The organism is Alphaproteobacteria bacterium (assembly GCA_016699735.1).
Lineage (GTDB): Bacteria > Pseudomonadota > Alphaproteobacteria > Micavibrionales > Micavibrionaceae > JAGNKE01.
This window is the reverse complement of the sequence record CP065008.1, coordinates 1107803-1133747: the sequence shown is the minus strand read 5'-3', so window position 1 is coordinate 1133747 and position 25945 is coordinate 1107803. Positions and strand designations below refer to the sequence as shown.

Annotated in this window: 29 protein-coding genes; 11 read left to right on the top strand and 18 right to left on the bottom strand. The window is 53.7% G+C overall.

The annotated features are described in order from the left end of the window. Positions 1 to 45: 45 nt before the first annotated feature. Positions 46 to 2499 (top strand): hypothetical protein, encoded by a 2454-nt coding sequence (locus IPN28_05455; protein ID QQS58266.1) that lies wholly within the window; start codon positions 46 to 48, stop codon positions 2497 to 2499. Here IPN28_05455 and IPN28_05450 read toward each other — a convergent pair. From IPN28_05450 to crcB, 4 genes are read right to left on the bottom strand one after another with little or no spacing between them, the layout of a single operon-like run. After that, on the bottom strand, positions 2496 to 3206 hold the full coding sequence (locus tag IPN28_05450) for a hypothetical protein (protein ID QQS58265.1): 711 nt from the start codon (positions 3204 to 3206) through the stop codon (positions 2496 to 2498). The two genes, IPN28_05455 and IPN28_05450, sit on opposite strands and share 4 nt — an antisense overlap. 25 nt (positions 3207 to 3231) lie before the next feature. After that, positions 3232 to 4401 (bottom strand): hypothetical protein, encoded by a 1170-nt coding sequence (locus IPN28_05445; GenBank protein QQS58264.1) that lies wholly within the window; start codon positions 4399 to 4401, stop codon positions 3232 to 3234. A gap of 53 nt (positions 4402 to 4454) precedes the next feature. Continuing rightward, positions 4455 to 5480, bottom strand: a complete 1026-nt coding sequence (locus tag IPN28_05440) for an RluA family pseudouridine synthase (protein QQS58263.1) — start codon at positions 5478 to 5480, stop codon at positions 4455 to 4457. Continuing rightward, complete coding sequence (crcB, locus tag IPN28_05435) at positions 5477 to 5860, bottom strand: fluoride efflux transporter CrcB (GenBank protein QQS58541.1); 384 nt, start codon at positions 5858 to 5860, stop codon at positions 5477 to 5479. Before crcB ends, IPN28_05440 begins: the two co-directional genes overlap by 4 nt. Before the next feature lie 46 nt (positions 5861 to 5906). On the opposite strand from crcB, the gene IPN28_05430 reads away from it, so the two are divergent. Then, a complete protein-coding gene (locus IPN28_05430; GenBank protein QQS58262.1) occupies positions 5907 to 6779 on the top strand; it encodes a DMT family transporter in 873 nt (290 codons plus the stop codon). Here IPN28_05430 and IPN28_05425 read toward each other — a convergent pair. Together IPN28_05425 and IPN28_05420 are read right to left on the bottom strand one after the other, a co-directional pair. Continuing rightward, entirely contained in the window at positions 6776 to 6919 is a 144-nt protein-coding gene (locus tag IPN28_05425) for a hypothetical protein (protein ID QQS58261.1), read from the bottom strand. The two genes, IPN28_05430 and IPN28_05425, sit on opposite strands and share 4 nt — an antisense overlap. After that, positions 6916 to 8262, bottom strand: a complete 1347-nt coding sequence (locus tag IPN28_05420) for a replication-associated recombination protein A (protein ID QQS58540.1) — start codon at positions 8260 to 8262, stop codon at positions 6916 to 6918. The genes IPN28_05425 and IPN28_05420 overlap by 4 nt, the downstream gene beginning before the upstream one ends. 67 nt (positions 8263 to 8329) lie before the next feature. Here IPN28_05420 and nadA point away from each other — a divergent pair, with 67 nt between their 5' ends. Next, positions 8330 to 9340: a quinolinate synthase NadA gene (nadA, locus tag IPN28_05415; GenBank protein QQS58260.1), complete on the top strand. Its 1011-nt coding sequence runs from the start codon at positions 8330 to 8332 to the stop codon at positions 9338 to 9340. 74 nt (positions 9341 to 9414) lie between these two features. Further along, the gene (gene nadC / locus IPN28_05410) at positions 9415 to 10275 is read left to right on the top strand and encodes a carboxylating nicotinate-nucleotide diphosphorylase (protein ID QQS58259.1); all 861 of its coding nucleotides are present in this window, start codon (positions 9415 to 9417) and stop codon (positions 10273 to 10275) included. A gap of 9 nt (positions 10276 to 10284) precedes the next feature. Here nadC and IPN28_05405 read toward each other — a convergent pair whose 3' ends face one another. Then, complete coding sequence (locus IPN28_05405) at positions 10285 to 11181, bottom strand: PhzF family isomerase (GenBank protein QQS58539.1); 897 nt, start codon at positions 11179 to 11181, stop codon at positions 10285 to 10287. Between the two features lie 117 nt (positions 11182 to 11298). Here IPN28_05405 and IPN28_05400 point away from each other — a divergent pair, with 117 nt between their 5' ends. Continuing rightward, positions 11299 to 12192 (top strand): LysR family transcriptional regulator, encoded by an 894-nt coding sequence (locus IPN28_05400; protein QQS58258.1) that lies wholly within the window; start codon positions 11299 to 11301, stop codon positions 12190 to 12192. A 20-nt stretch (positions 12193 to 12212) separates the two neighbouring features. On the opposite strand, the gene IPN28_05395 is transcribed toward IPN28_05400, so the two are convergent. Then, complete coding sequence (locus IPN28_05395; protein QQS58257.1) at positions 12213 to 12650, bottom strand: DUF1489 domain-containing protein; 438 nt, start codon at positions 12648 to 12650, stop codon at positions 12213 to 12215. Positions 12651 to 12821: 171 nt separating this feature from the next. Between IPN28_05395 and IPN28_05390 the strand changes: the two genes are divergently transcribed. Both IPN28_05390 and IPN28_05385 read left to right on the top strand, forming a co-directional pair. Beyond that, a complete protein-coding gene (locus IPN28_05390) occupies positions 12822 to 13076 on the top strand; it encodes a helix-turn-helix transcriptional regulator (GenBank protein ID QQS58256.1) in 255 nt (84 codons plus the stop codon). Further along, positions 13076 to 14395 (top strand): type II toxin-antitoxin system HipA family toxin, encoded by a 1320-nt coding sequence (locus IPN28_05385; protein ID QQS58255.1) that lies wholly within the window; start codon positions 13076 to 13078, stop codon positions 14393 to 14395. The genes IPN28_05390 and IPN28_05385 overlap by 1 nt, the downstream gene beginning before the upstream one ends. Positions 14396 to 14411: 16 nt before the next feature. Here the strand turns inward: IPN28_05385 and IPN28_05380 are convergent, their stop codons facing one another. Further along, on the bottom strand, positions 14412 to 14621 hold the full coding sequence (locus tag IPN28_05380; protein QQS58254.1) for a hypothetical protein: 210 nt from the start codon (positions 14619 to 14621) through the stop codon (positions 14412 to 14414). A 91-nt stretch (positions 14622 to 14712) separates the two neighbouring features. On the opposite strand from IPN28_05380, the gene IPN28_05375 reads away from it, so the two are divergent. Then, positions 14713 to 14964 (top strand): DUF167 domain-containing protein, encoded by a 252-nt coding sequence (locus IPN28_05375; protein ID QQS58253.1) that lies wholly within the window; start codon positions 14713 to 14715, stop codon positions 14962 to 14964. Between the two features lie 312 nt (positions 14965 to 15276). Here the strand turns inward: IPN28_05375 and IPN28_05370 are convergent, their stop codons facing one another. Next, positions 15277 to 16086, bottom strand: a complete 810-nt coding sequence (locus tag IPN28_05370; protein ID QQS58252.1) for a succinate dehydrogenase iron-sulfur subunit — start codon at positions 16084 to 16086, stop codon at positions 15277 to 15279. Between the two features lie 195 nt (positions 16087 to 16281). On the opposite strand from IPN28_05370, the gene IPN28_05365 reads away from it, so the two are divergent. Beyond that, positions 16282 to 17202: a hypothetical protein gene (locus IPN28_05365; protein QQS58251.1), complete on the top strand. Its 921-nt coding sequence runs from the start codon at positions 16282 to 16284 to the stop codon at positions 17200 to 17202. A gap of 21 nt (positions 17203 to 17223) precedes the next feature. Here the strand turns inward: IPN28_05365 and IPN28_05360 are convergent, their stop codons facing one another. The 5 genes from IPN28_05360 to sdhC all read right to left on the bottom strand — a co-directional run bounded on the left by IPN28_05360 (position 17224) and on the right by sdhC (position 21396). Further along, entirely contained in the window at positions 17224 to 18069 is an 846-nt protein-coding gene (locus tag IPN28_05360) for a GGDEF domain-containing protein (GenBank protein QQS58250.1), read from the bottom strand. A 122-nt stretch (positions 18070 to 18191) separates the two neighbouring features. Further along, on the bottom strand, positions 18192 to 19982 hold the full coding sequence (locus IPN28_05355) for a succinate dehydrogenase flavoprotein subunit (GenBank protein QQS58249.1): 1791 nt from the start codon (positions 19980 to 19982) through the stop codon (positions 18192 to 18194). 134 nt (positions 19983 to 20116) lie between these two features. Further along, complete coding sequence (locus tag IPN28_05350; protein ID QQS58248.1) at positions 20117 to 20572, bottom strand: GxxExxY protein; 456 nt, start codon at positions 20570 to 20572, stop codon at positions 20117 to 20119. A gap of 11 nt (positions 20573 to 20583) precedes the next feature. Next, a complete protein-coding gene (sdhD, locus tag IPN28_05345; GenBank protein ID QQS58247.1) occupies positions 20584 to 20985 on the bottom strand; it encodes a succinate dehydrogenase, hydrophobic membrane anchor protein in 402 nt (133 codons plus the stop codon). Between the two features lie 12 nt (positions 20986 to 20997). Next, positions 20998 to 21396, bottom strand: a complete 399-nt coding sequence (sdhC, locus tag IPN28_05340; protein QQS58246.1) for a succinate dehydrogenase, cytochrome b556 subunit — start codon at positions 21394 to 21396, stop codon at positions 20998 to 21000. A 191-nt stretch (positions 21397 to 21587) separates the two neighbouring features. On the opposite strand from sdhC, the gene IPN28_05335 reads away from it, so the two are divergent. Both IPN28_05335 and IPN28_05330 read left to right on the top strand, forming a co-directional pair. After that, positions 21588 to 22106, top strand: coding sequence for a TerB family tellurite resistance protein (locus tag IPN28_05335; GenBank protein QQS58245.1), 519 nt, complete (start codon positions 21588 to 21590; stop codon positions 22104 to 22106). A 163-nt stretch (positions 22107 to 22269) separates the two neighbouring features. Then, positions 22270 to 23361 carry a hypothetical protein gene (locus tag IPN28_05330; protein QQS58244.1) on the top strand — a complete coding sequence of 364 codons (1092 nt, stop codon included), beginning with the start codon at positions 22270 to 22272 and terminating at the stop codon, positions 23359 to 23361. 86 nt (positions 23362 to 23447) lie between these two features. Here IPN28_05330 and IPN28_05325 read toward each other — a convergent pair whose 3' ends face one another. From IPN28_05325 to IPN28_05315, 3 genes are all read right to left on the bottom strand, one after another. Continuing rightward, positions 23448 to 23891 (bottom strand): hypothetical protein, encoded by a 444-nt coding sequence (locus IPN28_05325; GenBank protein ID QQS58243.1) that lies wholly within the window; start codon positions 23889 to 23891, stop codon positions 23448 to 23450. A gap of 220 nt (positions 23892 to 24111) precedes the next feature. After that, the gene (locus IPN28_05320; GenBank protein QQS58242.1) at positions 24112 to 24741 is read right to left on the bottom strand and encodes a hypothetical protein; all 630 of its coding nucleotides are present in this window, start codon (positions 24739 to 24741) and stop codon (positions 24112 to 24114) included. A gap of 126 nt (positions 24742 to 24867) precedes the next feature. Further along, positions 24868 to 25893, bottom strand: a complete 1026-nt coding sequence (locus IPN28_05315; GenBank protein QQS58241.1) for an aspartate-semialdehyde dehydrogenase — start codon at positions 25891 to 25893, stop codon at positions 24868 to 24870. Between the last annotated feature and the right edge of the window lie 52 nt (positions 25894 to 25945).

Sequence of the window (25945 nt, the reverse complement as noted above, 5' to 3'; positions counted from 1 at the left end):
TTTGTTGAATCCATATAATTTTTATTAGGCGGGGTCCGATTTTCCATGAATAATAACAAGAGCTTCTCGTTCTACGCCGGCGTGTTTCTGATTTCAGGCATGGTCATGGCTCTTCAGATCATGCAGTCGCGGATTTTTTCTGTCGTCGCCTGGTACCATCTTTCCTTCGTCGTCATCAGCATCGCCATGTTCGGACTCACGCTCGGCGCCCTTAAGATTTACAGGGGTGATGAGCAATATTACCGCGATAACTTCACCCTCGTCGCCCGAAGGCACTCCATTGCTTTCGCGTTCTTTATCGTCATAGGGCTTTTAGCACAGATTTATATTCCTATCGTCTCGGAAAAAATCTCGCGTACGCTTATGAACCTGCCAGTTGTGGCGGTCATGATCAGCGCCGCTTACTATCATGCCGGCATCGTCATTACGACGTGCTTGACCCGCTCCCCCTATCCTATTGGCAAGGTCTACGGCGTTGATCTTCTTGGGGCTGGCCTGGGCTGTCTTTTCGTTTTGGGTGTTATGGAGGTTGTCGATACTCCCACGGGCGTTCTTTTTTTGACGAGCCTGTCTTTCCTCGTTGCTCTTTGTTTCGCAGCCCCAAATATTGAAGGCGACAGTTTTCGCTTGGGAACCAGCACCTTTCGCCTGAGGAACCTTTCTCTGGCTTTCTCCCTTTTGTTTTTCTGCATCGCCTGCGCCAACATTCTTTTGCCTCAGCCGTTTCTTTATACGGTCTTCTTCAAGAGTGCCACGGTCACCCGTTCCATGATGAATTATGAGAAATGGAATCCTATTTCCCGCGTGATCATTTCTAAAGAACGCGAGAACCAAAGACCCTTTCTTTGGGGCCGCTCTCCTCTGCTTCCGACGGAATATAAAGCAACATATCAGGAGCTTTATATCGACGGCGACGCGTCAACCCCGATTACCAAGTTTGACGGCGACTTTTCCAAACACAAGTACCTTGAGTTTGACGTTACCAATATCGCTTACAGTCTGCCGGGGTTGAAGAAGGCAGCGATCATCGGTGTCGGCGGCGGACGTGATCTTCTATCCGCCAAATATTTCGGGCTAGAAAAAGTCTGGGCCATGGACGTAAACCCGATACAAATCCACCTTCTTACCCAGCATCCCTCCTACCGCGACTACTCTAATCTATATAAGTTACCCGGCGTTTCCATTTTCACTCATGAGGCGCGGAGCTGGTTCAGACAAAATACAGAAAAGCTCGACGTTATCCAGATGAGCCTCATCGATACTTGGGCCTCCACGGGGGCTGGAGCATTCGCGCTTTCTGAAAACGGTCTCTATACGGTGGAGGCATGGCAGGTTTTCATTAATGATTTAAGTGATCACGGCGTCTTTACCGTCAGCCGCTGGGCCAAGGATACCGAGTCGGAATTCACCCGCACCGTTTCTGTGGCAATGAACGCCCTTTTTAATCTCGGAGTTAAGGATGTCCGTAAACATATGGCGATCATCCATTCTCATCTTATTTCCACTCTCCTCGTTTCAAAAAGCCCTTTTACTCTGGAGCAGATTGAAGCTCTCAAGAAGACCGCTTTAGACAAGGGATTTGAACTCTCTATGCTGCCTGATCAACCCCTTCCAGGCGGAACTCTTGGTGCCGTTGCGCAGGCTCAATCTGCCGATGAACTCTATAAAATTGCAGAGAAGCAGGTTCTTGATGTGTCACCGTCTACAGATATGCGGCCTTTCTTTTTCAGTCAGGCCCGCCTAAGCAAGCCTATTGATATTATCAAGAAGGTCATTTACTCCAAGCCCGAACAGGATCTTATTATGAACGGGCAAGCCAAGGCGCTGCTTAATCTTTATATTATCGTGGTTTTCTCTTTTGTTATGGCTCTCCTTGTCATCGTTATTCCGCTGCTCAAGACTCTCGATGACAAAAGGTCATCTTTCTTCAAGGGCAGTACACTTTATTTTTTCCTGATCGGCCTAGGCTTCATGCTTATCGAGATCTCGTTCCTTCAGGCGCTGGGCGTGTTCCTTGGGCATCCCATCTACGGCCTCAGCATCGTCTTGTTCAGCCTCATTCTGTCTGCAGGAATAGGAAGTCTGATTTCCGATAAAATTCCGCTTTCAAATTTTACTTCACAGTTTATCTGGGCTGTTCTTACATCGGGCTATTGTATTTGCGTTGCCTTTCTCCTGCCCTCAATTTTTAACCATTATGCTGAATCGGAGCTATTGGAGCGGATTCTTGTGAGTGTCGCCATGATTTTTCCTGCGGGTATGCTTATGGGCTTTGGGTTCCCCACCGGCTTGATGATCGCTGAGCGTTTTGATCGGCGCTCTACGGCCTGGCTCTGGGGCATTAACGGCGCAGCGGGAATTTTTGGAAGCACAATCGGGATTGCCCTTAATATAGCGATAGGAATCGACAAGACTCTGATGATAGGAAGCTTGTGCTATCTAATGCTTATTTTCTGCTTCGTCATTTTCAAACAGGCAAAAAGTTCTTATGGGAGTTAAAGAATACTCAGGAGATATTTTGATGAAGCCTCCAGATCTTTTCTTACCCTGCCTTTAGTCAAAATGAATTCCTGATGCTCCTCCTGAATGCCTGCGGCATTGAGTAAGCTGGTCCTGTAGTCTTCATCAACAAATCTTGAGTGCAATATCTGCTCAGTGCCGAAGGCTTGCTGAACAAACGCCAAAGCCATTACCAACGATCCGCCCAAAGATGCCACCCATAACAACAATGTCAGAATATCGTCGTTCATTTTGCCCATTTTCTCGAAAACCGCCTGTTTTGCTTTTTCGGGCTGAAGTTGAGCCTGAAGACTATCGGTGGTCTTTAATTCACACGCGAAATGTTGTGAGAACCATAGCCTGAACGGGTCCCACCTTTGTCTCTGCAGCATCACTAATTCCTGGGGGCCGGGCGCGTAATAACAAATCAAATCCGTATCAATGTACTTCAGCAATCCCGCAATTACAGCGTTGCGGCCAGAGGCAACCCTGTCAATTTTTGTATTCAGAATGTGGGTGAAGGGCATCGTCTCGATCGCCACTTTCACTTTTTGAGACTTCCATTCACTTACGATTTCCGCGGCAATCTCCTCATTGGGAGCGCGAAGAATTTTTCCTTTTTTTGTCCTCAGGGGCTTTCCATTAGCAAAGAAAACATTGCCTTCGTCCGTTTTAGTGGTAATGACTTCCTGAAAAAGCTGCTGCACTCTCTTACCTGAAACACTTTATGGACTAGAAAAACGGGTGAGACTCACACGGTCCCTCGTAAGGTTGTATGTTTCCTTTAGCCGGAATTATTTTCAACTGATGGCCCTTGTTTTGCGCCTGATAAGTTATCGGATCCTGTTCGTTTGTACTTTCTTTATTTTGAGCTTCAGTCGTTATTTTCAAATCGAAACTGTAGTTACAAACATAAACTTGTTCGTTGGTAACTTTATTTTCGGTCTTCTGATCTGTAGAGCCACTCTCGGATACTTCCGGCTGAAAAATGACAAGTTCATGAACTTTGTCGATAAGCGCGAAAGGTCCGTTCTTTCCTTTCAAGCTGTCTGTATCAATTTGAGAAAAGGCTATCTCCCCAGATACTTTTATAGGCTTTACGGAGTAATCTATAATTACATCCGGCTTCATAATGTTTTTTTGGTCCTGGGTAACCAATCTTCCATTGATCTTTACTTGCTGTCCTTCGAGAAGAGATACTGACAGGTTGCCGGACATATTCGCTTCGTCCTCTCCCATCGATAAAGACTCGAGACTGATGTAATCATCAATCTGCTCAGTTATCGTCGCGGAAAGATGCATTTTATCCATAGTAAAAATGATCGGCCTGTCTTTTCCAAAAGAGTACCTGTACCCTCCCACAGAACCAGAGACCTCCATCCCTAAAGACAGACTCCATTGCAAGCTATCTAATGATCCCTTGGAGTTGATCTCCGCCTTTTTTGTGCCTTTGTTGTGATCAATAAAAATCTTCTCAATGGTCAAATCACGCTTACCAACAAATCCACCCCTTAATCGTAAATCTTCCATATACAAGGCTGTAATTTCAGTTTTTTTTACGATCATCCCCCAGAACGTTACAAAGGCTTTGAACTTTTTTGCGGATAATGACAATTCCTGCGTGCTTTGCGTTTCCCGGACCTGCAATTCTTCGAAGTCCACACCAACAACCGGGAAAAAGCTGATCCTGTGCAATCTTCCAATAAAAGTCGGACGGCCCCCGAAAGTGTCGCTGATAAACTTCTCCAAGCTTGATTTTAGGACATCCGAACTCCCACCCATGTTGAAGAGGACAGTAAGCATAACGGCGACAAGGGCGATGATAAAAAACAGAAACTTAAGGAACCCTGTCAGGTAGCCTCTTTCGTTGCCAGGCAGTTTCGGATCGCTTACAGTCGTCATTCCCGTCTCTTTTGCTCCAGTCAATTTCCTCTAATAAGGCACAGAACGGGCGATCAGTCCATATGCCCGAAGGGGTCGGTTTTGCTGTTGGTTTCAAACCCCAGCACACGCCAGCTTTTGAGCAGTTCGGGCGGCAGGGGGGCGGAAATATCCAGCCGGCCCTTTTTCAGGGGGTGGGGCAGGATCACCCGGCGGGCGTGGAGGTGCAGGCGCCTGGACATATCCAGGCGGTCGAGATCGGCCTCTGCCGGGATATGCTCGAATTCCTGCTCCGGGCGTTCTTTCTTGTATTTTCTGTCCCCGATAATCGGGCAGCCGATGAGCTGCGCGTGGACGCGAATTTGATGCGTACGGCCCGTGCGCGGCCAGAAGGCAGCGAAGGCGGCATCCTTTCCGGCGGTTTCCAGAATGGCGTACTCGGTGACCGCGGATTTGCCCTTATCGTCATCGACCAGCATCTTTTCCTTGCGTCCGCCCTCGCCCTTGAGGATTCCGGCGCGGATGGTCCCGCTGTGGTGTTCGGGGACGGGGGCGATCAAGGCCCAGTAGATTTTCTTGACTTCCCGGCCTTTGAACATGGCGCCCAGCCTGCGGGCGGCTTCGGCCGAGCGGGCAAGAAGCAGGACTCCGCTGGTGTCCTTATCCAGCCTGTGGACGAGGCGCGGCACCACGCCCAGTTCGTTCTTGAGGCCGGGGAGCAAGCCATCAACATGGCGGCGGGTCTTGGTTCCGCCCTGCACGGCGAGATCGTAGGGTTTGTTCAGCGCGATCACATCGCCGTCGTCATAAATCACGAGGGAGCGGATGAAGTCGATATCGGCGGGGGAGAGCTTGCGCTTATGCTCCTGATGCTTCTTGGCTGCGATTTCCTTGGCGTCGGGCATGGGGATGCGGATGTCCTGCCCCTCCTCCAGGCGCATATCGGGCTTGGCGCGTTTGGAATCCACGCGTATCTGGCCCTTCCGCATCAGTTTCTGGGCGAGGCCGTAGGAAAGTTCGGGTACTCTGGCCTTGATCCAGCGGTCGAGGCGCTGGCCGTTATCGTCGGCGGTCACCTTGAAATGCTTGACGTTTCTCATGTGGCCAGACCCCGCATCAGCCAAAGTCCGGCGAACAAGGCCAGAATGGAGAGGATCACGCTGGCCAGAACGTAACTTAACGCGCCGATTGTTTCGCCGCGCTCGAAGATGGTGGCGGCATCCAGAGAGAAGGCCGAAAACGTCGTGAATCCGCCGAGGACGCCGGTGGTGAAGAAGGAGCGCAGATTATTCGAAACCCCGTCCATCTGCGAGAATTTGACAATCAGGAGGCCCATGAGGAAGGAGCCGACGATGTTCACGATGATTGTCCCCCACGGATATTGCGGGCCGAGAAAATGGCCTGCGCCGATATTGACGCCGTAGCGGGCGATGGAGCCGATGGCTCCTCCGGTTGCGACCGCGACTATTGTGCTGAACATATAAACCTCATAGACTGCCTGCGCCTTATAGACGATCAGCGCCATCATGTTAAGCGGTTTAAGCACCACACAAAAGGGGATTTTTCTGGCCATCTGCGGGTTCAGCGCCTTTTCGGTGTCCGATGCGTCCTGTAAATGGCTGGCGCAGAGTTATTCCGTGAGCACGGTCATCGCCTATACCAGCCTGTTTTCGGTGCTGTGCGGGCTGGCTCTCTCGCCCCTGCTGGGCGGGATCGGGCGGACGATCAAGACCCCGAAACTTAAATTCCATACCGGGCGCGGGATCGCCAATGTCTTTATCGCCTTTCTGGTGGTGAATGCGTTCGCGCACCTGCCGCTGGCGACCGCCTATACGGTTTTGTTCCTGACGCCCTTTATCGTCACGCTTCTGGCCATTCCGGTCCACGGGGAGAAGGTTAATCTTAAAAGCTGGCTGATTATCGGAATGGGGTTTTCGGGCATCCTTGTGGCGTTTCCGCCGGGAACGGGGGGGTATAATCTCTGGATTCTGGCCGCCTTCGGCGCGAGTTTCTTTGTCGCCTTGCTCGGGCTATTGGCGCGCAAGCTGGGGCCGGAGGAGACGGTTCTTTCGCTCTCGTTCTATCCCAGCGGGTTTTCGACGCTGGTCTACCTGCCGCTGGCGCTTTGGGGCGGCGACGGGCCGGCACTGGCCGATCTTCCTTTGTTCATTCTGGCGGGGATCATGGTGACGACGGGGCTGAGCTGCATCGCCAGCGCGTTTCGGATTGCGCCCTATGCGGTCATCTCGCCGTTCAACTATCTGCAGATGATCTGGGCGCTGATTTTCGGGGCGCTGTGGTTCGGGGACGTGCCGGAGGCGCATATGCTGCTCGGCGCGGGGATTATTGTGGGGAGCGGGATCGCGCTGGTGATGACGGAGGGGAAGGGGAAAAATTAGTCCTCGTCACCTGGGTCTGATTTCTTCTTTTTCCGGCGATATCGCGTTTTCAGTTCAACGACGCGCTGCTTGTATTTCGGCGTGTAGAGGTCTTTGGCGACGGCGCTGCGTTTTCTCCTTGAGGGTTTCTTGCGGGTCATGATTTCCCCCCGCGTTCGCTGCGGAGCTTGCTCCAGTACTCCAGCCTTTTTTTGATCTCACGTTCAAAGCCGCGCTCGACGGGTTTGTAAAATTCCTCGCGCTTCATGCCGTCGGGGAAATAGTTCTGGCCGCTGAAGGAATCCGGCGCGTCGTGGTCGTAGGCGTATCCCGCGCCGTAGCCTTCGGTTTTCATCAGTTTCGTGGGGGCGTTGAGGATATGTTTGGGCGGCATGAGGGAGCCGGTTTCCTTCGCCGATTTGACTGCGGATTTATAGGCGGTGTAGGCGGCGTTCGATTTCGGGGCGGTCGCCAGAAACACCAACGCCTGCGCGAGGGCGAGTTCGCCTTCGGGGCTGCCCAGCCTTTCATAAGCCTCCCACGCGGCGAGCGTTGTTTGCAGCGCCTGCGGCTCGGCGAGGCCGATATCCTCCACGGCCATACGCACCATGCGGCGGGCGATATAGCGCGGGTCTTCGCCGCCCGCCAGCATCCGCGCAAACCAGTAGAGGGCGGCATCGGCGTCCGACCCTCTGACCGTTTTATGCAGGGCGGAGATGAGGTTATAGTGCGCGTCGTCGCCCTTGTCATAGAGGGGTGCGCGGCGCTGGACGAGTTCTAGCAAATCTTGCGCGGTTATCTGGATCCCCGCTTTCGCGGGGATGCTGTTTTGTGAGAGAATCTGTTCCGCCATCGAAAGGATATAGCGCCCGTCGCCGTCGGCGAGAGTCTTCAGCAGATCGCGGGCTTCGGAGGTCAGAGGGAGTTTTTCTCCGGCTTCTTTTTCGGCGCGTTCGATCAGGGAATCCAGCGCGGCTTCGTCGAGGCGTTTGAGCACAAAGACCTGTGCGCGGGAGAGGAGCGCGGCGTTGAGTTCGAAGGACGGGTTTTCCGTGGTCGCGCCGATCAGGGTGATCGTGCCGTCCTCCATCACGGGGAGGAATGCGTCCTGCTGCGATTTGTTAAATCTGTGAATCTCGTCTACGAACAGCAGCGTCCCCTGCCCGTTCTGATGCCGGATTCGGGCCGAGTCGAACACCCGCCTGAGGTCGGCCACGCCGCTGAAGATCGCCGAAATCTGCTCGAAATGCAGGCCGCTGTGGCGGGCGAGGATACGGGCGAGCGTTGTCTTGCCGCAACCGGGCGGCCCCCAGAGGATCATGGAGGCGAGAACCCCCGAGTCGGCCATTTTCCGCAAGGGGCCACCGGGGCCGAGCAGATGATCCTGCCCTACCACATCGGCCAGCTCCGCGGGGCGCAGGCGGTCGGCCAAGGGCCGTTTGCCTTGCTTTCCTGCCGATTTCTCCGCTGTCTTCTCTATCTTGGGCGCAAATAAATCCGTCATTTCCTTGACCTTCATGTCTGAATGTGGAATATAGCGCCAATATTGCTGTCCTGTTAAGGTTAAAACCATGGAAACGCAGCGCTTGGATTATACGCCAGAGGTCGCAGCGGCAACGGAAACAGTTTACCAGACGCTGTCCCGCCATTACGCGATGGACCATTGGAAGTCGCTGGCTCCTTACGTCTACGAAATCAACCGCCTGAAAAAAGAAAAGAACGCTGTTATTCTGGCGCATAACTACATGACGCCGGATATTTTCTTCGGCGTCGGCGATATCGTCGGCGACTCGCTTAAGCTGGCGCAGGAGGCGGCGAAGACCAGCGCCGACCTGATTATCCAGTGCGGCGTGCATTTCATGGCGGAAACGTCGAAGATTCTCTGCCCCGAGAAAAAGGTCGTCATTCCCGACAAGCTGGCCGGATGTTCGCTGTCGGAATCGATCACGGGCGCGGACGTTCGCGCACTCAAAGAAAAATATCCGGGGATTCCCGTCGTGACCTACGTCAATACCTCCGCCGATGTGAAGGCGGAGTCGGATGTGTGCTGCACCTCCTCCAACGCTTTGAAGATCGTCAATGCTTTGGGCAAAATGGGGCATGATACCGTCATCATGACGCCGGATAAATATCTGGCGCAGAATGTCGCGGCGGCCACCGATGTTAAAATCATTTACTGGGAAGGCACCTGCATGGTGCATGAGCGGTTTACGCCCAAGGATATCAAGGATATGCGCTCCCGTTACGATAACATCGTCGTGCTGGCGCATCCGGAATGCCCGCCGGAGGTTATCGCGGAATCCGATTATTCCGGCTCGACCGCCCAGATGGATGTCTTCATCAAGGAGAAGCAGCCGAAACGGGCGATGCTGATGACCGAATGTTCGATGAGCGATAATATCGCCGCCGCGAATCCGAACGTCGAGATGATCGGCACCTGCCAGATGTGCCCGCATATGAAGCGGATTACCCTGCCGAAAATCCTCAAGGCGCTGCAGACCGAGCAACCGGAAGTGATCGTCGATCCCGAAATTTCGGCGCGGGCCAAGACATCCGTCCTGCGGATGCTGGAACTCAGCTAAACATCCCCCTTAACCGTTTGTTTTCCCATATCTTTATGTTAGAACATCTTTGGATAACACAAGGATGCCGTTCCATGGATCTTTCTCCCCTTCTCGTTGAACAGGCCGTCCGCGCCGCGCTGGCCGAAGATCTGGGCCACGGGCACGACATCACCTCAAAGGCCGTGGTTGCGCCGGGAACGCAGGCGCGGGCCGTGCTGAAGGCCCGAAAATCCGGGGTTTTGGCGGGGCTTACGCCCGCGATGATGGCGTTTGCCCTGAGCGTCCCCGATGCGCGGATCGACCTCGAAGTTCAGGACGGCGCGCTTTTGAAACCGGGGCAGACGATCGCCGCCCTTTCCGGCGATGCCTCCGCCATTCTCACCGCCGAGCGGGTGGCGCTGAATTTCCTGATCCATCTGTCGGGCATCGCGACACTGACACGCCAGTATGTCGAGGCCGTGCGGAAAACGAACGCCAAAATCTGCGATACGCGCAAGACGCTGGCGGGCCTGCGGGCGCTGCAGAAATACGCTGTGCGGATGGGCGGCGGGCATAACCACCGTTTCGGGCTGGACGATGCGATCCTGATTAAGGACAATCATATCGCCGTTGCGGGCGGGATTGAGAACGCGCTGCGGCTGGCGCAGCAGAATTCCGGCCACATGGTGCGGATCGAGATCGAGGTGGATTCCCTCGCGCAGCTCGACGAAGTGCTGGCGTTCCAGAAAAAGCACGGCGGGGTTGACGTGGTGATGTTCGATAATTTTGCCCTGCCCGACCTGAAAAATGCCGTGAAAACAGTCAACAGAGTGCTGGTGACCGAAGCCTCGGGCGGCGTCACGCTTGAAACCGTGAAGGCGATTGCCGAGACGGGGGTGGATTACATCTCCGTCGGAGCGCTGACGCATTCCGCTCCCGCGCTCGATATCGGGCTGGATTTCGAGAGCCTCTGAGAGGTTCTCTTAGAGTTCATAGGTCAGGGTCTGCGCTTCGATTGCCGTTCCGGCGACCTGCACCAGCGAGACCTCGCCTGCGTCCTTTTGCAATATGACCTCCACTACTCCCGGCTTGCCCATCGCTTCGCCCTGAATGGCCCGGTAGCTCAGGCTTTCATCAAATTGCAGAAGACCATGATGCGCCAGATATAACCCCGCAGGCCCGTTCGCATTGCCCGTGACCGGATCTTCGGCTATGCCGATGGCGGGGGCGAACATCCGTCCATGCGTCTTATAGGGATGGTCCGGCCCCTCGATGGAGAACACATAAAAACCATCGCTGTCGATTTCATGACTGATATCTTTGAGCATCTGCAGATCGGGCGATATTCTGTGGACGGTCTCCCGATCGCGCAGCGGGATCATCACTTTCGAATGGCCTGTTGACGTCACCTGAACGGGAAGATTTTCTGCCAGGTCGTCTTCGGAAATCCCCATCGCCCTCAATAACCTTTCCTTTTGAGGTTGCGATAGAACGGCCCCCATTTCCGGCGTTCCCTGCGTCATGATGACTTTCGTCTCGCCGCCGTCCCTGACGATATCAACAGGCAGGACGCCAATTCCGGTCTTGGCCAGAACCCGCGTTTCGCCCAGATCATATTTCCTGGCGCGCAGGAAATGCGTGGCGATCGTGGCGTGCCCGCAAATCGGCACTTCACTGGTCGGGGTGAAATACCGCACCTCGACGTCATGCGAGGCTTTGTCCTTCGACCCCACGACAAAGGCCGTTTCCGAGACGTTAGCAAAGGCCGCTATGCGCTGCATTTCATCGGCGGTCAGCCCGTCGGCGTCGAAAACAACTCCGGCCCTGTTCCCCTCATTCACAGTCCGGGTAAAGGCGTCCACCATATGTACTTCTATCATTTTTCCCATTGTTTTTACTCCCTGATGACTGTGTTACCGAAGCGCTCAAACTATGGGAAAACCTCGCCCTGAAATAAATACATTGGTTTGCATTTGATTGTTGCGTATAATGCAATAATGAGCATTCAGGAGATTGATATCTTTATTGCGGTGGCTCAAAAGCGTAACTTTGCCTCCGTCGCGCAGGAGCGCAATGTCGCGCCCTCCTCGATCTCGCGGGCGGTCGCCTCACTGGAAGACAGGCTGCACATCCGCCTGTTCCACCGTACGACGCGGAAAGTTTCCCTGACCGAAGCCGGTGAAGCCTATTTCAACAAAATCGTGCCGATCCTTGATGACCTGAAACAGGCCGCCGAAAACGCCCATGACGTGCAACAAAAGCCTGCGGGAAACATACGGATGACTTCCTCCGTGACGTTCGGGAATAAAATTCTTCTTCCCGCTGTTCATGCGTTCATGGAGCAATATCCTGACATCACCCTCGATTATATCCTGAGCGATCAGGTCGTCGATCTGGTGTCCGAACGTATCGACGTGGCTATCCGGCACGGCGAGTTGGACGATTCCTCCTTCATCGGCACAAAGCTGCTCAAAACCTCCTACAGGGTTGTCGCCAGCCCGCATTATCTCAAGAAGCACGGGCGACCCCGGCATCCCTCCGATCTTCTGGATCATTCCTGCCTGATTTTCGACTGGCCGACCTTTCGCAATAAATGGAAATTTAAAATCCGCAATCGCAAGCTGCTGGAGGTTCCAATCACGGGGCGATACTGCCTGACCAACGGCACCGCCTTGCGCGCCCTCGCGCTGGAGGGGGCGGGAATCGCGCTTCTGGTGAACTGGCTGATCGACGATGATCTTCGGGAGGGCCGGCTGGTGAATTTGTTCCCCGATTATCAAGTCTCCGCGCATAATTTTGATACGGCGATCTGGCTTGTCACGCCCAGCCGCCCCTATATGCCGCTGCGCGTGCGGCTGCTGATTGATTTTCTGAAGAAGAGCCTGCGGTAGCCGGGCTGGATTTTGAGGCTTTATAAAATCCCGGCCTGACGCAGTTCCTCCTCCATTTCGGGGGCGATGTCCTCCTCGTCCTGCCCGGTATAGATGCCTTTATCCGGCGGCGCGTCCGCGGGTTTGAGGTAGCGCCAGCCCTGAAAGGGTCGTTTCGGCGCGGCGATGGTTTCGATCATTTGCGCGGATTGCACGATCATGCACATCGTGCCCTTGTGCGCGGTCTGCACCGTTTCGAAGCCGAGGATGGCGTGGCGGCAGCGGATGCGGTTTTTAATGACGCGGTAGAGGGAGCCGCCGGTTTTCACGATTTCATCGGCGCGGGTGGGTCTGTGGCGCGTCCAGCACGGGGTGGCGGGGCGGCCGTGGTAATCGAAGATTTCCGTCTTCTGCCAGTCGTAATAATCCTTGAGATCCTCGACCCCGACGACGAGCTTGATGATGTGGATATTTGCCATACCGAAAGTCTAGAGCGGTTTACGCAGCCGTTCAACCCACGAGTCTATAGCCTAATTTTAACTATTTGTTTTTTATTTATGCGTTAAATCAAATAAAATAAGATTATGCTCTATATCACATATTGTTATATTATGCTATTTGGCGCATAATTTATCTTAAGGAGTATCATTATGGCTGAACTCGCCCGTAGCCCAGAACAAATTGGAAATGCCCTTCGCCGTGCGCGTAAGAAGCTCGGCATGAGCCAATCCGAACTGGGCGAAAAATCTGGACTACGACAAGAGACAATCTCCCTGATTGAGAAAGGGAATCCAGCCGCAAAACTGGAAACAATTTTAGCCGTGCTTTCCGCACTCAATCTAGAGATTAAAATCACTCAAAGAAGAAGTACCTTTGATCTGCTTTTTAGTGAGGAAGCAGAATAATGGCACGGACTCGCACCCATCCTCGTTTGCACGTCTATCAAAATGGAGAAATCGTTGGCTATCTCTCCAAACAAACAAGCGGTGCTGTAGAGTTTATTTATGAAGAAAAATGGCTTTCGAATAAAAGCGCCTATCCGGTTTCCTTATCATTACCCCTACGAGAGGACGCCTTTAAAGGCGCACCCGTTGTTGCCGTTTTTGAAAATCTGTTACCGGACTCCGAGGATTTAAGATCAAGGGTAGCGGAAAAAGTCGGCGCAGAGGGGACGGATGCTTACAGCCTCCTGACGCAAATCGGTCGTGATTGCGTTGGTGCGCTGCAGTTTTTTCCTGAAGGTGCGGATATTGATTTCTCTGATTTACGCTCAATTAAAGGCGAAGCCGTTAGTGACAACGAAATCGAGCGTATTTTAAATAATCTTTCCCGTGCTCCCTTGGGATTGAACAGAGACGATGATTTTCGCATTTCTGTTGCAGGAGCGCAGGAAAAAACAGCCCTTTTGTATCATGAAGGACAATGGATTCGCCCTTCAGGTCCAACACCCACAACGCACATTTTGAAAACGCAGATTGGACGGCTGAATAGTATTGATCTCTCCAATAGCGTAGAAAACGAGTTTTACTGTTTGGCCTTGATGGACGCTTTCGGGATTCCCGTCAACAAGGCAAAAATCAAAACGTTTGGAAACACCAAGTCCTTGGTGATTGAACGTTTTGACCGCAAACGGTCCGAGAAAGGTTTGTTATTGCGTGTTCCGCAAGAAGATTGCTGCCAGGCTTTGTCTATTCCCCCAAGCCGGAAGTATCAGAACGACAGTAGACCCTCGAAAGAAAAACAGCCAAGTATGGCTGAAATTTTAAACCTTTTAAAAGGAAGTGATCGACCAGCACATGATCAAAAACTGTTCTTGAAGGCACAAATTTTATTCTGGTTAATCGGAGCAACGGACGGTCATGCAAAAAATTTCAGCCTGTTTCTAGGTTCGGGGGGGAGTTTCCAGCTTACGCCTCTTTATGATGTTTTGACAGTACAGCCTTATTATAACGCATTACAGCTCAGGAATAAGGAAATGAAAATGGCGATGTCAGTGGGAGATAACAGGCATTACAGAATGGAAGACATTCAAGGACGGCATTTTTCGCAAACGGCAGAGCGTGCCGGGTTGCCCTCCTATATCGCACAAGAAGCTTTGGAGGAAATTTCAGATACGGCAGAAAGAGCCATACAGAAAATCGAAGAACGGCTTCCCTCTGACTTTCCAGAGAATATACATGAAACTGTTGCTTATGGAATGAAATCGCGTCTTCAAAACTTATAGCGTTTTTAAGAGCCGCCTATTTCTCCGGGCAGTGGGGCGGGATGCCGTCTTCCTTGTATCTGGCGATCTGGTCTTCGGTGCAGCCATGGCTGCGCTGGTAGTTTTCGATTCTCGCTTGCGGGTCCGGGCGGGCCTCTTCGGGTTCGTGCATCCCGATGGCGAACAGTCCGGTCAGGCCGACGGCCTTTAAAAGTCCCTTGAGTCTCTGCGATGTCCTGTAGTCCATGTTCAGGCTCCTTTGCGGGGTGGAGTGATAAAGACAAAGCGGCAAAAAGGCAATATATTCTTAGGGCTTAGGTTTATTTATGGGGCAAAAAATGGCGCGGATCACGGTGAAACTGACGCCCGGTGCGCGGAAAAACGAGGTGGCCGGGTGGGAAACTGATGCCGCCGGGGCGCGGTTCCTTCGCGTTTCCGTCACCGCCGCGCCGGAAAAGGGCAAGGCGAACGCGGCTCTGGTCAAGCTTCTGGCCAAGCACTGGGGGATTCCGAAAAGCGCGATTACACTCGTGCGCGGCGAGACCAGCCGGGTGAAGGTGATCGAGGTTCAAGGCCTGAGCGTTGAGTGATTTCATCGCGAAGCTGCGAAGCGTCAGAGACTTTTTTAACTTTTTTACCCTCTCCTGAAAATTTTTGTGGTCTTGTTTTTCCCGCTCCCTCGGTCTCTTAGCGCCTTGGCGATTCAAAGCCATATCCACGAAAAATTCATTTCAATCGCGAAGACTCAAAGCTTTAAAAAACTACAGAGGCCGCAGAGAAAAACAGAGATTTCCTTGCAAGCGGTCTCTGTCTTGCTCTGTTTGTCTCTGTAGTTATAAACTTTTCTGGATTCCCGCTTGCGCGGGGATGCTCTTGAGGGAGGGCTAAAAGCAGGAAAAACTTTAAAGCCGCTCCACCATCATTTTCTTGATTTCGGCGATGGCCTTGGCGGGGTTGAGACCCTTCGGGCAGGTGTTCGTGCAGTTCATGATGGTGTGGCAGCGATACAAGCGGAACGGGTCTTCGAGCGCGTCCAGCCTTTCGCCCGTGGCCTCGTCGCGGCTGTCCACGATCCAGCGGTAGGCCTGCAGCAGCACAGCGGGGCCAAGGAAGCGGTCGCCGTTCCACCAGTAGGACGGGCAGGACGTCGAGCAGCAGAAACAGAGAATACATCCGGCGGGGCCGTGGCCGTCCGCGCCATTCAGGGCATCGGAATGTTCGGGCGTCTGCAGGCGTTCGCGGTTGGGCGGCGGGCTGTCGGTCTTCAGCCACGGTTCGATGGCCGCATATTGCGCGTAGGCATGATTCAGGTCGGGCACGAGATCCTTGACGACGGGCATATGCGGCAGGGGCGTGATTTTCACGTCGCCCTTGCAGTCGGCGATGGATTTCGTACATGCGAGGGTATTCGTGCCGTCGATATTCATGGCGCAGGAGCCGCAGATCCCCTCCCGGCAGGAGCGGCGCAGGGTCAGGGTCGAATCGACCTCATTTTTAATGTAGAGCAGCGCGTCCAGCACCATCGGGCCGCATTTGTCGAGGTCGATGGTGATCTCGTCCATGCGGGGGTTTTTGGCTTCGCCCTTTTCGTCGATCTCCTCAGGATTCCAGCGGTAGACGCTGAAGGTCTTGCGGTTTTTGGCGCCACTGGCGGCGTCCACGCGTTCGCCCTTGCGGACCACGGAATTCTTGGGGAGGGATAGTTCGGCCATGGGAGGGTTGCCTTGGGGAAATCGTTCTCTTCCCCCTGAAAGTAGTCCTAATAGGGGCAAAAGTGAAGCCCCCGTATAGCCCTGAAGGTAAAAAAGGCCGTTTAGGGAGAATAAAGTTGCAAAGATAGCGCAAAATATGCGATTTTTAGTGTTTATCAAGTTATTAAACAGGGAAGAAATTTTACGGGTGATTTTATGAAAACGTTTCAGGATGCTGCTAATCCGAGCCTAGAGCAGTTCAGAGAACAGTGTTCGGGGTCATATAAGGACATGATGGTCCATCTGGGTATTTTCACTCCTAACGAAAGCGCTCTTATTTCCGAGCGACAGGTCGTCATGGCCGCTATGGTTTTGGCACTTAACGATGGAGTTCGGCCAACCCTTGAAATTATGGGAAATAATAGCCAGGTCGACCTTATGAAGGTTGTGGCTCTTGATCAGTCCGTTTTATTCAAGACCATGGAAGAAATGAATATCGATAAGGAGACTATGGAGAGGGCGCGTGGTTTCGTTGAGGATGCGAGCCTGTGTGATATTCATAATTTCTGTGATGTCCCGATGATCGGGCGCCTCCACTCCGAATATCTCGGTCGACCCGATATTGTACAGGCCGCCCTGGCGCTTCAGCATTCTGTGCGGGCCTCGAATATCATGCATCGACTGCAGAATGGGGAAGCCGATAAAGAGGATCACTACAACCGCCGGGAGTTTTCGTATGCCGACCTCCAGGAGGACCAGAGGCTTGAGGATGCTTTGGGTTTTCATTATGAGGTGAGTAAGATTGAACGCGATGAGGGTGTTCCCGGTCAGCCCTTAGATATGTCCGCGCATTATGAAGGTATTCGTAAATCTTTTGCTACGAGTCTTACCCTCTTTGATGAGGCCGCTCGCGGGGAGAGTTACACGGGCGTGAGCCCTAAACTTATGAGACTTACGGACCGTGTTCAGGATCTTGCCAATCATTGCCTTCATCGGATTGGTGCAAATGAGCCGATGGACTTTGATCTGGGTCTGGAATTAACCCGGGAGGGGCATGATCCCCTGACCGATCCTAATCTTAAGCTTCCCAGATTCCTTACACGCGACCGTGACGATGGATTGGAAAGGGAACACTAAGTAGGGGTCAACTAGCGTCTTTTAAACATCCAGATCGAAGGGGCCGTCGATGGTCGCGCCTTGGTGTTGGAGGATCGCTCTGGCACGAAGCGTTTCGAGCCTTGCCATTTTGGGGTGGTAGAGTTCATACTTGTCAGCGGGGGTATGGACGCCATCGCGCCATTTGTCCCGATACATCCGATCGTCGGCGATCTGTGACATCTTGGCCATTTTTTCCTCGGGAGTCTGGAGGGCCATGACCGCCACCTCGTTGGACGAGGATATTCCGACGCTGGCTCCGATGGGGTACGGCCCCGGAGTCCTCGGTTCATCGCCGGCTTTTTTCGGCTGTCCGTCATCCCAGACATAGAGTCCGTCCAGAGCCTTACGCACTTTTTGGGCGATCTGGGCATTTTTGAAATCGCCGGAATTGTCGTAGGGCATAATGATGACCATTTCATCTCCGCCCATGCGGCAGACCGTGTCCGTATCGCGGAAATGCTCCTGAAGCCGCATCGCGACCTCCACCAGTATTTCATCGCCCTTCTCATGGCCGAAGCGGTCGTTGATTTCCTTAAACCCGTCGAGGTCCACATAAGCCAGAGCAATCACCATGTCATGGATACGTGTGGATTCGGCCAGTTCGTGCTGAATCGCCCGGTAAAAGCCCTTGCGGTTTGGGAGTTCAGTGAGGGCGTCGGTTTCGGCCTCTTCAAGTAAATGCGCGTTTTCGCGGCGCTGGTCGATGTCGTTGCGGACCATACGCATACCTGCAATCGCCAGAGTGAACGCGCCGTTGAGGTCTCCCTCTTCTCTTAAACGGGTTCCGAGTGCGTAGAGGCTGTCCGCTGTTGCGTCCACTTCGTCCGGTGTGAGTTTCTTAACCATCCCGCGCTCTGCGTTTTTTTTAATTCTAATAATGTAAAAGCCCGCTCCCTGAAAAACCTCAGGGGGTTTACTCCCTAATGTCCCATAACGGGCGGGAAAAGGCAAGGTTTTTATAGTAAACCTTAGTAAACTCTGGCTTTGGGAGGCACGGCCTCGACCTCGTCGGTGAGGGTGGTGAGGGTCACGGGGCGGTAATCGATGCGGGTCTTGCCGCTGGAATCGATCCATGTGGCCGTGTGCTTGAGCCATTTTTTATCGTCGCGTTCGGGGAAATCCTCCCGTGCGTGGGCGCCGCGCGATTCCTCGCGGTTGGCGGCGGAATGAAGGGAGACAACGGCTTGGCCCAGCAAATTGTCCAGTTCCAGCGTTTCGACCAGATCGGTGTTGAAGATCATGGAGCGGTCCTTGATGCCCAGATCCTCCCTGCCCGCGAAGGCCTCGTTAATCAGCGCGACGCCCTCGTTCAGAGTCTGGGCCGTGCGGAAGACGGCGGCATGGTTTTGCATCGTGTGTTGCATCCGGTCGCGCAGGTGCGCGGTCGATGTTCCGCCCTTCGCGTTCCTGAAACGGTCGAGCCGTTCGATGGCCTTTGTGCCGTCGTCGCCCTTGAAGGCGGGGTGCGGCGTTCCGGGGGTGACGATCTCCCCGCAGCGTTTGGCGGCGGCGCGTCCGAAAACGACAAGATCAAGAAGAGAGTTGGAGCCGAGGCGGTTGGCGCCGTGAACAGACACGCAGGCCGCCTCCCCGATCGCCATGAGGCCGGGGACGACCTGGCTGTGGTTTTTCTTGGTGGCGGTGACAACCTCCGTCTTCACGTTCGTCGGAATGCCGCCCATATTGTAATGCACGGTGGGCAGGACGGGTATGGGTTCGCGGGTGACGTCCACGCCCGCGAAAATTCTTGCGCTTTCGGCGATGCCGGGCAGGCGGTTGTGGATGATCTCCGGCTCCAGATGCATGAGATTGAGGTGGATATGGTCCTTCTTCGGGCCAACGCCGCGTCCCTCGCGGATTTCAATCGTCATCGAGCGGGAGACGACATCGCGGGAGGCGAGGTCTTTCGCGCTGGGCGCGTAACGCTCCATGAAGCGTTCGCCCTCGGAGTTCGTGAGATAGCCCCCCTCTCCGCGCACGCCCTCGGTAATCAGGCAGCCCGCGCCGTAAATTCCGGTGGGGTGGAATTGCGTGAACTCCATATCCTGCAGCGGAAGGCCCGCCCGCAGGACCATGCCGCCGCCGTCGCCTGTGCAGGTATGGGCAGAGGTGCAGGAGAAATAGGCGCGGCCATAGCCGCCGGTGGCCAGAATCGTCTGGTGGGCGCGGAAGCGGTGAAGGGCGCCGGTATCCAAATCCCACGCCATGACGCCGAGGCACTGGCCGTCGTCGGTCATGATGAGGTCGAGCGCGAAATATTCGATGAAGAATTCGGCGCGGTTCTTGAGCGCCTGCGAATAGAGGGTGTGCAGCATCGCGTGGCCCGTGCGGTCGGCGGCGGCGCAGGTGCGCTGGGCCGTGCCCTTGCCGTAATGGGTGGTCATGCCGCCGAAGGGGCGCTGATAAATTTTGCCCTCGGGTGTGCGGGAGAACGGGACGCCGTAATGCTCCAGTTCGATGACGGCGGGAATCGCCTCCTTGCACATATATTCGATGGCGTCCTGATCGCCGAGCCAGTCGGAGCCCTTGATCGTGTCGTAAAAGTGAAAGCGCCAGTCATCCTCGCCCATGTTGGCGAGGGCTGCGCTGATGCCGCCCTGCGCCGCGACGGTGTGGGAGCGGGTCGGGAAAACCTTGGAGATAATCGCGGTGTGCAGCCCCTGCTCCGCGCAGCCGAAGCCCGCGCGCAAGCCCGCGCCGCCCGCGCCGACGACGACAACGTCAAATTCATGGTCGATGATGGTGTAGGATTTGGTCATATTGTTCTCTTTTTCTTACAGTCTGAGTTCTTAATCTTTTGAATCGCGAAGACGCGAAGCGTCAGAGCCTTTTATTTTCCTTTTTTGCCTTTGCCGATACATTTTTGTCATTCTTTTTCCCTACTCTCGTTCTCTTAGCGCCTTTGCGATTCAAAACCACGGGCATCAAAACGATCATTAATGATTCTGACAATTCCATTTTTAATCAGCGGCACGTTGAAATTTACCAGGAACCCGAGCGGCATATTGGCAAAACGCATATAAGAGAGTGTTTGTGCCCTATGTATCGGCAGCAACTTTTCACAGGCTTTCAATTCAAGAAGGATTGTGTCCTCAACGACTAAATCCGCCCGAAATCCCTCGCCCAAATCCTCGCCTTCATAAAAGAGCGTTATTCCCATTTGCTTTACATAGGATAGTTTTCTTTTCTCAAGCTCCTTGCAGAGAGCCTTTTCGTATATGCTCTCCAGCATCCCTGACCCAAAGTAATCATGAACTTTAAACGCCGCATCGACTATTTCTGAAGCCAGGGCTTCGATGGTTCCATCAATCACCGTCAGCTTCGTGTCTTTGCGACTTTGCGATTCCATTGGCTAGCCCACTAATGCGTAAACGCAATCTTCAACACACTAAAAACACACGCCACGCCGATGGCGAAGAAGAACAGCCGGATGCCGATCAGCTTGGCGGTCCGCAGACAGGGGTTCGAGATATAATCCTCAACCACGACCTGCGTGCCCAGCCGCGCATGATACAGAACCGAGATAATCAGCAGGATCATCAGCACCGCGTTGAGCGGCGCGGCCAGCCATGCGGTGAACTGCGCGTAGGTTGCGCCCTTCATCTTGACGATCGACCAGACGAGCCAGAGAATGAGTGGAATGTTGGCGAGGGCCGTGATTTTCTGGTGCAGCCAGTGTTCGGCGCCGTGATGGGCGGAGCCGTGCCCCCGCGCCTTGGCGAGGGGCGATTTGAGACGGTCCTTTTCGGTGTGCATGGGCATGATTGCTTTCCCTTAATTCGTTAGATAGGCGCAGGCCCATGTCGCGGCGGTGAGGATAAAAGCGAACATCAGGACGATGTAGTTCGTCCGCATTGCGACCTCTTTTTCCAGAAATTTCCCGGTGTCCCAGAACATATGCCGGATGCCGTTGCACATATGATAGTAAAGCGCGGCGGACCAGAGGAAGAGGATGACCTTGCCGAAGGGGCTGGAGGCCAGACCCATCACCAGATTGTAGCTTTGCTCCCCGTTCGCGGCGGCGAGAAGGAAGGCGGCGACGAGGATGGTGCCTAAAGACAGCCCGACCCCGGTGATGCGGTGGGTGATCGACAGGATCGCGGTCAGCGGCAGGCGGTACACCTGCAGGTGCGGCGAGAGGGGGCGCGGGGCTTTTTTGGCGGTGTCTGACATGGTTTGGCCTGAAATATTAAATGGCGTTGCAGGGCGGCCTGCCCGCTTATCATAAAGCCTGCGGCGCAGAATTCAATCCGGCATATGCGGATATGGTAATGGTTTTTAAAGGCATACACAGTATAGTCGTTTTAGGTTTGACATATTATGCATAATGTTATACATTGTTGTGTATTAGGAGGATTTCTCTCATGGCTCAGGCAAAATTCCAACCGGCGCAGGTAAGCGCCAGCAAATTCACGATGCTGCGGTGCCTTGTCGCCATGGCCCATGCGGACGGCGTGGTCACGGACGAGGAGCGGGCCTATGTTTCCGCATTGGCCAACCGGATGTCCCTTACGAACGAACAGCGCGCCACGCTTGAGCGCGACCTTGTTCATGCCCAGGATGTCGGCGATCTGTTCCGGCATATCAACGATCCGAATTACCGCAGCCAGGTTTTGTATTTTGCGCGGCTGATGGCTTTCAAGGACGGGATTTTGCACCCCTCCGAGCAGGAGATGCTGGACAAGCTTCATGCGCTGGCGACCGACGGGCTCGATATGAGCGCGATCCGCGCCGAGGTTCAGCGGGTGGTCGAAACCAAAATGGCGCAGCATGACATTGTGATTGACCATAACCGCCCGAAAAAGGGCGAGCATTTCATTCCGTGGATGCAGTGGCTCGATGAAATCCTGCTGAGGCTCGGGATTGATTTGTTGCGGGATTGATGCTGTCCGCTCCTGCCTAAAGGGCGAAAATTCAAAACTTTGCTTTGAAATCCAACTTTCTTATATGCTAAGTTTTGAGTAGATACGATACGTTAGGGGTGAAAACGTGCGCCTTAAGGATTCTTCCTTAAAGTTATTTCTCAGGGGTCATCTTGCGGCGGAGATGATCGATTCCTTCATGGATATTCCCAACCCTTTCGAACGCGGCGAGCATATGGTTGTCACGGGGTCTGCTGCCACATATTATAACTGGCATAACGGGCTTGCCGAAACCTATGCGTATAAGCCGCCAACCGATCTTGATCTGATTTTATCGATTCCTCAAAATAAGAAACGCTCTCAGGGTCGTGTTTCAACCTACAGGGATATGATGATCGGGGCGACTCAGGCAGCGGCTCAGAAGGCGGGATTTCTGAGTGCCGTGACCCTGCCGGATAAGTATGATGTCCGTATGATGGTCAAAAAAACTTTTGAGCCGGAAGAAATTCACGCCGTTCTGGGGCAGGAGAGAATAGCCAGCGTGCTTGAACAGCAGGGGATTGCGGGTGTAGAGATTGAAAGGCCATTGGAATCCCATTTGGTTGTCGATCTTTTGACCCTTGATCCCAGTATGCTTAAAACACGAACCTTCGGGGGGCATCCGAATTCAGAATCCAGCCTTCTGCGGCGAGAGGACCCCAGTGCGTCCCTTGCTTTCAAGATGGCACGAAGTTTCCTTGGCAAAGGCGGACAGCAGGATTATCCAAAACCCGGCGATCTCATCGATATGTTCAATACTCTTCACACAGATGGCTATGTTCACGATCCGCGATTGCTCAGGGTCATGGCGGTCGTGGCGACAGCCCTTCAGGTTGACGGACAGTTCGATTTTCGAACACGCGGAATTGAAAAGATTGCGGGAGGGGTCGAATGCTTTCAGAGAGCCGTTAAAAATGAGTATGGCGGCTCACTCGATGCCCGAACCGCTGAGGATATCCTGCAAGCATGGAGGAAGGTTTCCTATGAGACCTTCCCGGAGTTGCAGAGGGAAGAGCCTTTTTTGCGTCCCGACGAAACCGCTTTTGTTATGAATTTCGCCCTGCCCGCTTCCGGCGATCCCCGCTGCAGCATCGTGCCTGACTTATTGAAAAAAAGCCCCGAAGGCGCTGCGGTTTTCGCTGAGCATCCTGAAATGAGCGACAACATAAGAAACAGTACTTTTATGCAGCAGAGGGTGAGTTTTATGCAAATATCGCCTCAAGAAATAGAAATATAAAAAGATTTTTGGAACTCTGCCAAGCGTTCGAGAGCTTTCCGCTTTGCCTTTTTTTAAATTCGAATTATTGAGTTACTCCAGCCGAATTAAGAAGCTGTGAACATTCGTGAAAGTGTGTTTTTTAACTCCATCAGACTTTCGGGGCGGGGCTTCTGGTCGGTGGCCAGAAGGACGGCCACGATTAGACCCAGAAGGATAGAGTGCTTGAGACAATCGAGGGCCATTCCTTTCAGGACGGATGGGCGCGGTGAGTCGTAAAAGCCGTCCTTCTGCATCCGCGCAGACAGGGTGTGGTAGACAATCAGCGTCAGGGGATATTGCGCGGCCCAGAACGCCAGAACGCGCTCCTGCCCTTCAAGACTTATGCCCCCCTCCTCGCCGAGAAGCTGTCCGGCTTCAAAGATGAGAAGAAGCGGCAAGGGAAGAACAAAAATAAAAGCGGCGAAGGGGATGAAGGAGGCGCCACGCTTGAGCGCATCCCTGAAATACTGCGCGGCGAAACGCTTGCGCCGGGAGCGGAGATACAGCACAGCCGTCAGCAGTAACGGGGCGTAGGAACAGAGACAAAACGCGAGTAAATACAGGTTCGTGATCCGCTAGACTTTCATGGTTCTGTCGATCTAGACGGTCACGGGCGTACGGGCGGTACCGCCGGAGTCCGATTGATCTCCGTGTCCGTCAGGCCTGACGGCTTCGCTCTGGCGCCTGTGGGATCGAGCTTGTTGGCGTCCTTCCGCAAATCGGTGTTATCTATTTCCCGGAGCCCTTGCGCCAGTTCCTTAAGAAAGGTCGCGTCTTTCCCGTCATAATTCCCTGATCCCTGAGCGAATCTACTATGGCCTGCACATGGCGGCCTGATAATTGGCTGATCTCACTTATAGTCGAGAGATCCTGAAAATTGGGTTCTTTTTGTTTGGCCATGATAAAGCCATTGAGATCACGAAGGAAATCAGGGTCCGCGATCCCGTTCGGGGCTGCGCCGCTTGCACTCGTATAATTCATGGCGGCCAGACTTTTCTGCATGAAGTCCACAAGTTCCGAAGGCTTATCGCCCTGAACACGAATATGAACCGGGAGAACCGCATCAAGATTTCTTTCGATTCTATCGAGAGCTCCTTCAGGGGTTCCTGCCCGTCTTTTGGCAGCGCCTTCAATTTCACGCTGCTCTCTTATTTCCTCGTTTCTTCGGCGTACGTCTTCTCTTGTCTGGTTTGTTTGATCCTGCCGGTCCTGACGCTGCTGTTCTCTTCGGATATTTCCACCGACCCTCTGCCCCTCGCGGAGGGCGAAGCACTCTTCTCTGGAAACCCAGACGGGAACCCTTACTCCACCCGGCACACCAGGCAAAGTCACCAAACATCTCACAGGTCTATCGGCCATTTGAACACCCCTTGGTCTAAGCTTAGTCTTGTTCTTTAATAATGTCTTTCACTATAGCAAAGAGGCTTTACGGAAAGCAAAAGCAATCTTTCCGCATCCCTAACTCACTGAAAATAAACTCTCTTTTTAGGCTGCCGCCTTCGCGCTTTTCCGGGTCAACAGCTCAGCGATCTGAACCGCGTTGAGGGCCGCGCCCTTGCGGAGATTATCCGAGACGCACCAGAAGCTGAGGCCGCTATCGACCGTTTCATCCTCGCGGATGCGGCTGACGAAGACATCGTCCTCGCCCTGCACTTCGAGCGGGGTGGCGTACTGCACACCCTCGGAGCCATCGTCAATGACCGTGACGCCTTCGAATTCGCGCCAGAGGTCACGCGCCTGATCGGCGGTGATTTCGCGCTCACATTCCACGTTGACCATTTCGGAATGGCTGATAAAGACGGGCACGCGGACGCAATGCGAACAGACCTTGATGCTCGGATCGAGTATTTTTTTGGTTTCCACGACCATCTTCCATTCTTCCTTGGTCTTGCCGTCATCCATGAAGACGTCGATCTGCGGGATCAGGTTAAAGGCGATCTGCTTGGGGTAGATCGTCGGGTTGGCCGCCTGATTCATATAAATACCCTTGGTCTGGTCAAACAGCTCATCCATCGCCGCCTTTCCGGTTCCTGAAACGGACTGGTAGGTCGAGACGACGACGCGCTTGATCTTTGCGAAGTCATGAATGGGCTTGAGCGCCACGACCATCTGGATCGTCGAGCAGTTGGGGTTGGCGATGATGTTCTTCTTCGTGTGATCCTTGATGGCGTGCGGGTTGACCTCCGGCACGATCAGGGGCACGTCCGGGTCCATCCGCCAGTAGCTGGTGTTGTCGATCACCACGGCCCCGGCCTTCGCGGCCTTGGGCGAATATTCGGCGGACACCTTGCCACCGGGCGAAGACAGGGCGATGTCGATGCCCTTGAAATCAAATGTCGCGAGGTCGCGGACCTTCAGGGTCTTGTCGCCGAAAGAGACTTCCTTGCCCGCGGACCGGCTTGACGCCAGCGCGACAATATCGTCGATCGGAAACTTGCGCTCATCGAGAATCTTCAGGATTTCCATCCCGACATTTCCCGTTGCGCCGACCACTGCCACCTTGTAACCCATTTTTTTGCCTTTCGTGTATAAATTCCGTTTAAATTAACCACTGCTTCATAGT

Excerpts from the sequence above, each read along its gene's own strand:
- IPN28_05455 (QQS58266.1), top strand. The coding sequence starts at position 46 with ATGAATAATAACAAGAGCTTCTCGTTCTACGCCGGCGTGTTTCTGATT.
- IPN28_05445 (QQS58264.1), bottom strand. The coding sequence starts at position 4,401 with ATGACGACTGTAAGCGATCCGAAACTGCCTGGCAACGAAAGAGGCTAC.
- IPN28_05440 (QQS58263.1), bottom strand. The coding sequence starts at position 5,480 with ATGAGAAACGTCAAGCATTTCAAGGTGACCGCCGACGATAACGGCCAG.
- crcB (QQS58541.1), bottom strand. The coding sequence starts at position 5,860 with ATGTTCAGCACAATAGTCGCGGTCGCAACCGGAGGAGCCATCGGCTCC.
- IPN28_05430 (QQS58262.1), top strand. The coding sequence starts at position 5,907 with ATGTTAAGCGGTTTAAGCACCACACAAAAGGGGATTTTTCTGGCCATC.
- IPN28_05425 (QQS58261.1), bottom strand. The coding sequence starts at position 6,919 with ATGACCCGCAAGAAACCCTCAAGGAGAAAACGCAGCGCCGTCGCCAAA.
- IPN28_05420 (QQS58540.1), bottom strand. The coding sequence starts at position 8,262 with ATGACGGATTTATTTGCGCCCAAGATAGAGAAGACAGCGGAGAAATCG.
- nadA (QQS58260.1), top strand. The coding sequence starts at position 8,330 with ATGGAAACGCAGCGCTTGGATTATACGCCAGAGGTCGCAGCGGCAACG.
- nadC (QQS58259.1), top strand. The coding sequence starts at position 9,415 with ATGGATCTTTCTCCCCTTCTCGTTGAACAGGCCGTCCGCGCCGCGCTG.
- IPN28_05405 (QQS58539.1), bottom strand. The coding sequence starts at position 11,181 with ATGATAGAAGTACATATGGTGGACGCCTTTACCCGGACTGTGAATGAG.
- IPN28_05400 (QQS58258.1), top strand. The coding sequence starts at position 11,299 with ATGAGCATTCAGGAGATTGATATCTTTATTGCGGTGGCTCAAAAGCGT.
- IPN28_05395 (QQS58257.1), bottom strand. The coding sequence starts at position 12,650 with ATGGCAAATATCCACATCATCAAGCTCGTCGTCGGGGTCGAGGATCTC.
- IPN28_05390 (QQS58256.1), top strand. The coding sequence starts at position 12,822 with ATGGCTGAACTCGCCCGTAGCCCAGAACAAATTGGAAATGCCCTTCGC.
- IPN28_05385 (QQS58255.1), top strand. The coding sequence starts at position 13,076 with ATGGCACGGACTCGCACCCATCCTCGTTTGCACGTCTATCAAAATGGA.
- IPN28_05380 (QQS58254.1), bottom strand. The coding sequence starts at position 14,621 with ATGGACTACAGGACATCGCAGAGACTCAAGGGACTTTTAAAGGCCGTC.
- IPN28_05375 (QQS58253.1), top strand. The coding sequence starts at position 14,713 with ATGGCGCGGATCACGGTGAAACTGACGCCCGGTGCGCGGAAAAACGAG.
- IPN28_05370 (QQS58252.1), bottom strand. The coding sequence starts at position 16,086 with ATGGCCGAACTATCCCTCCCCAAGAATTCCGTGGTCCGCAAGGGCGAA.
- IPN28_05365 (QQS58251.1), top strand. The coding sequence starts at position 16,282 with ATGAAAACGTTTCAGGATGCTGCTAATCCGAGCCTAGAGCAGTTCAGA.
- IPN28_05360 (QQS58250.1), bottom strand. The coding sequence starts at position 18,069 with ATGGTTAAGAAACTCACACCGGACGAAGTGGACGCAACAGCGGACAGC.
- IPN28_05355 (QQS58249.1), bottom strand. The coding sequence starts at position 19,982 with ATGACCAAATCCTACACCATCATCGACCATGAATTTGACGTTGTCGTC.
- IPN28_05350 (QQS58248.1), bottom strand. The coding sequence starts at position 20,572 with ATGGAATCGCAAAGTCGCAAAGACACGAAGCTGACGGTGATTGATGGA.
- sdhD (QQS58247.1), bottom strand. The coding sequence starts at position 20,985 with ATGCCCATGCACACCGAAAAGGACCGTCTCAAATCGCCCCTCGCCAAG.
- sdhC (QQS58246.1), bottom strand. The coding sequence starts at position 21,396 with ATGTCAGACACCGCCAAAAAAGCCCCGCGCCCCCTCTCGCCGCACCTG.
- IPN28_05335 (QQS58245.1), top strand. The coding sequence starts at position 21,588 with ATGGCTCAGGCAAAATTCCAACCGGCGCAGGTAAGCGCCAGCAAATTC.
- IPN28_05330 (QQS58244.1), top strand. The coding sequence starts at position 22,270 with ATGATCGATTCCTTCATGGATATTCCCAACCCTTTCGAACGCGGCGAG.
- IPN28_05320 (QQS58242.1), bottom strand. The coding sequence starts at position 24,741 with ATGGCCGATAGACCTGTGAGATGTTTGGTGACTTTGCCTGGTGTGCCG.
- IPN28_05315 (QQS58241.1), bottom strand. The coding sequence starts at position 25,893 with ATGGGTTACAAGGTGGCAGTGGTCGGCGCAACGGGAAATGTCGGGATG.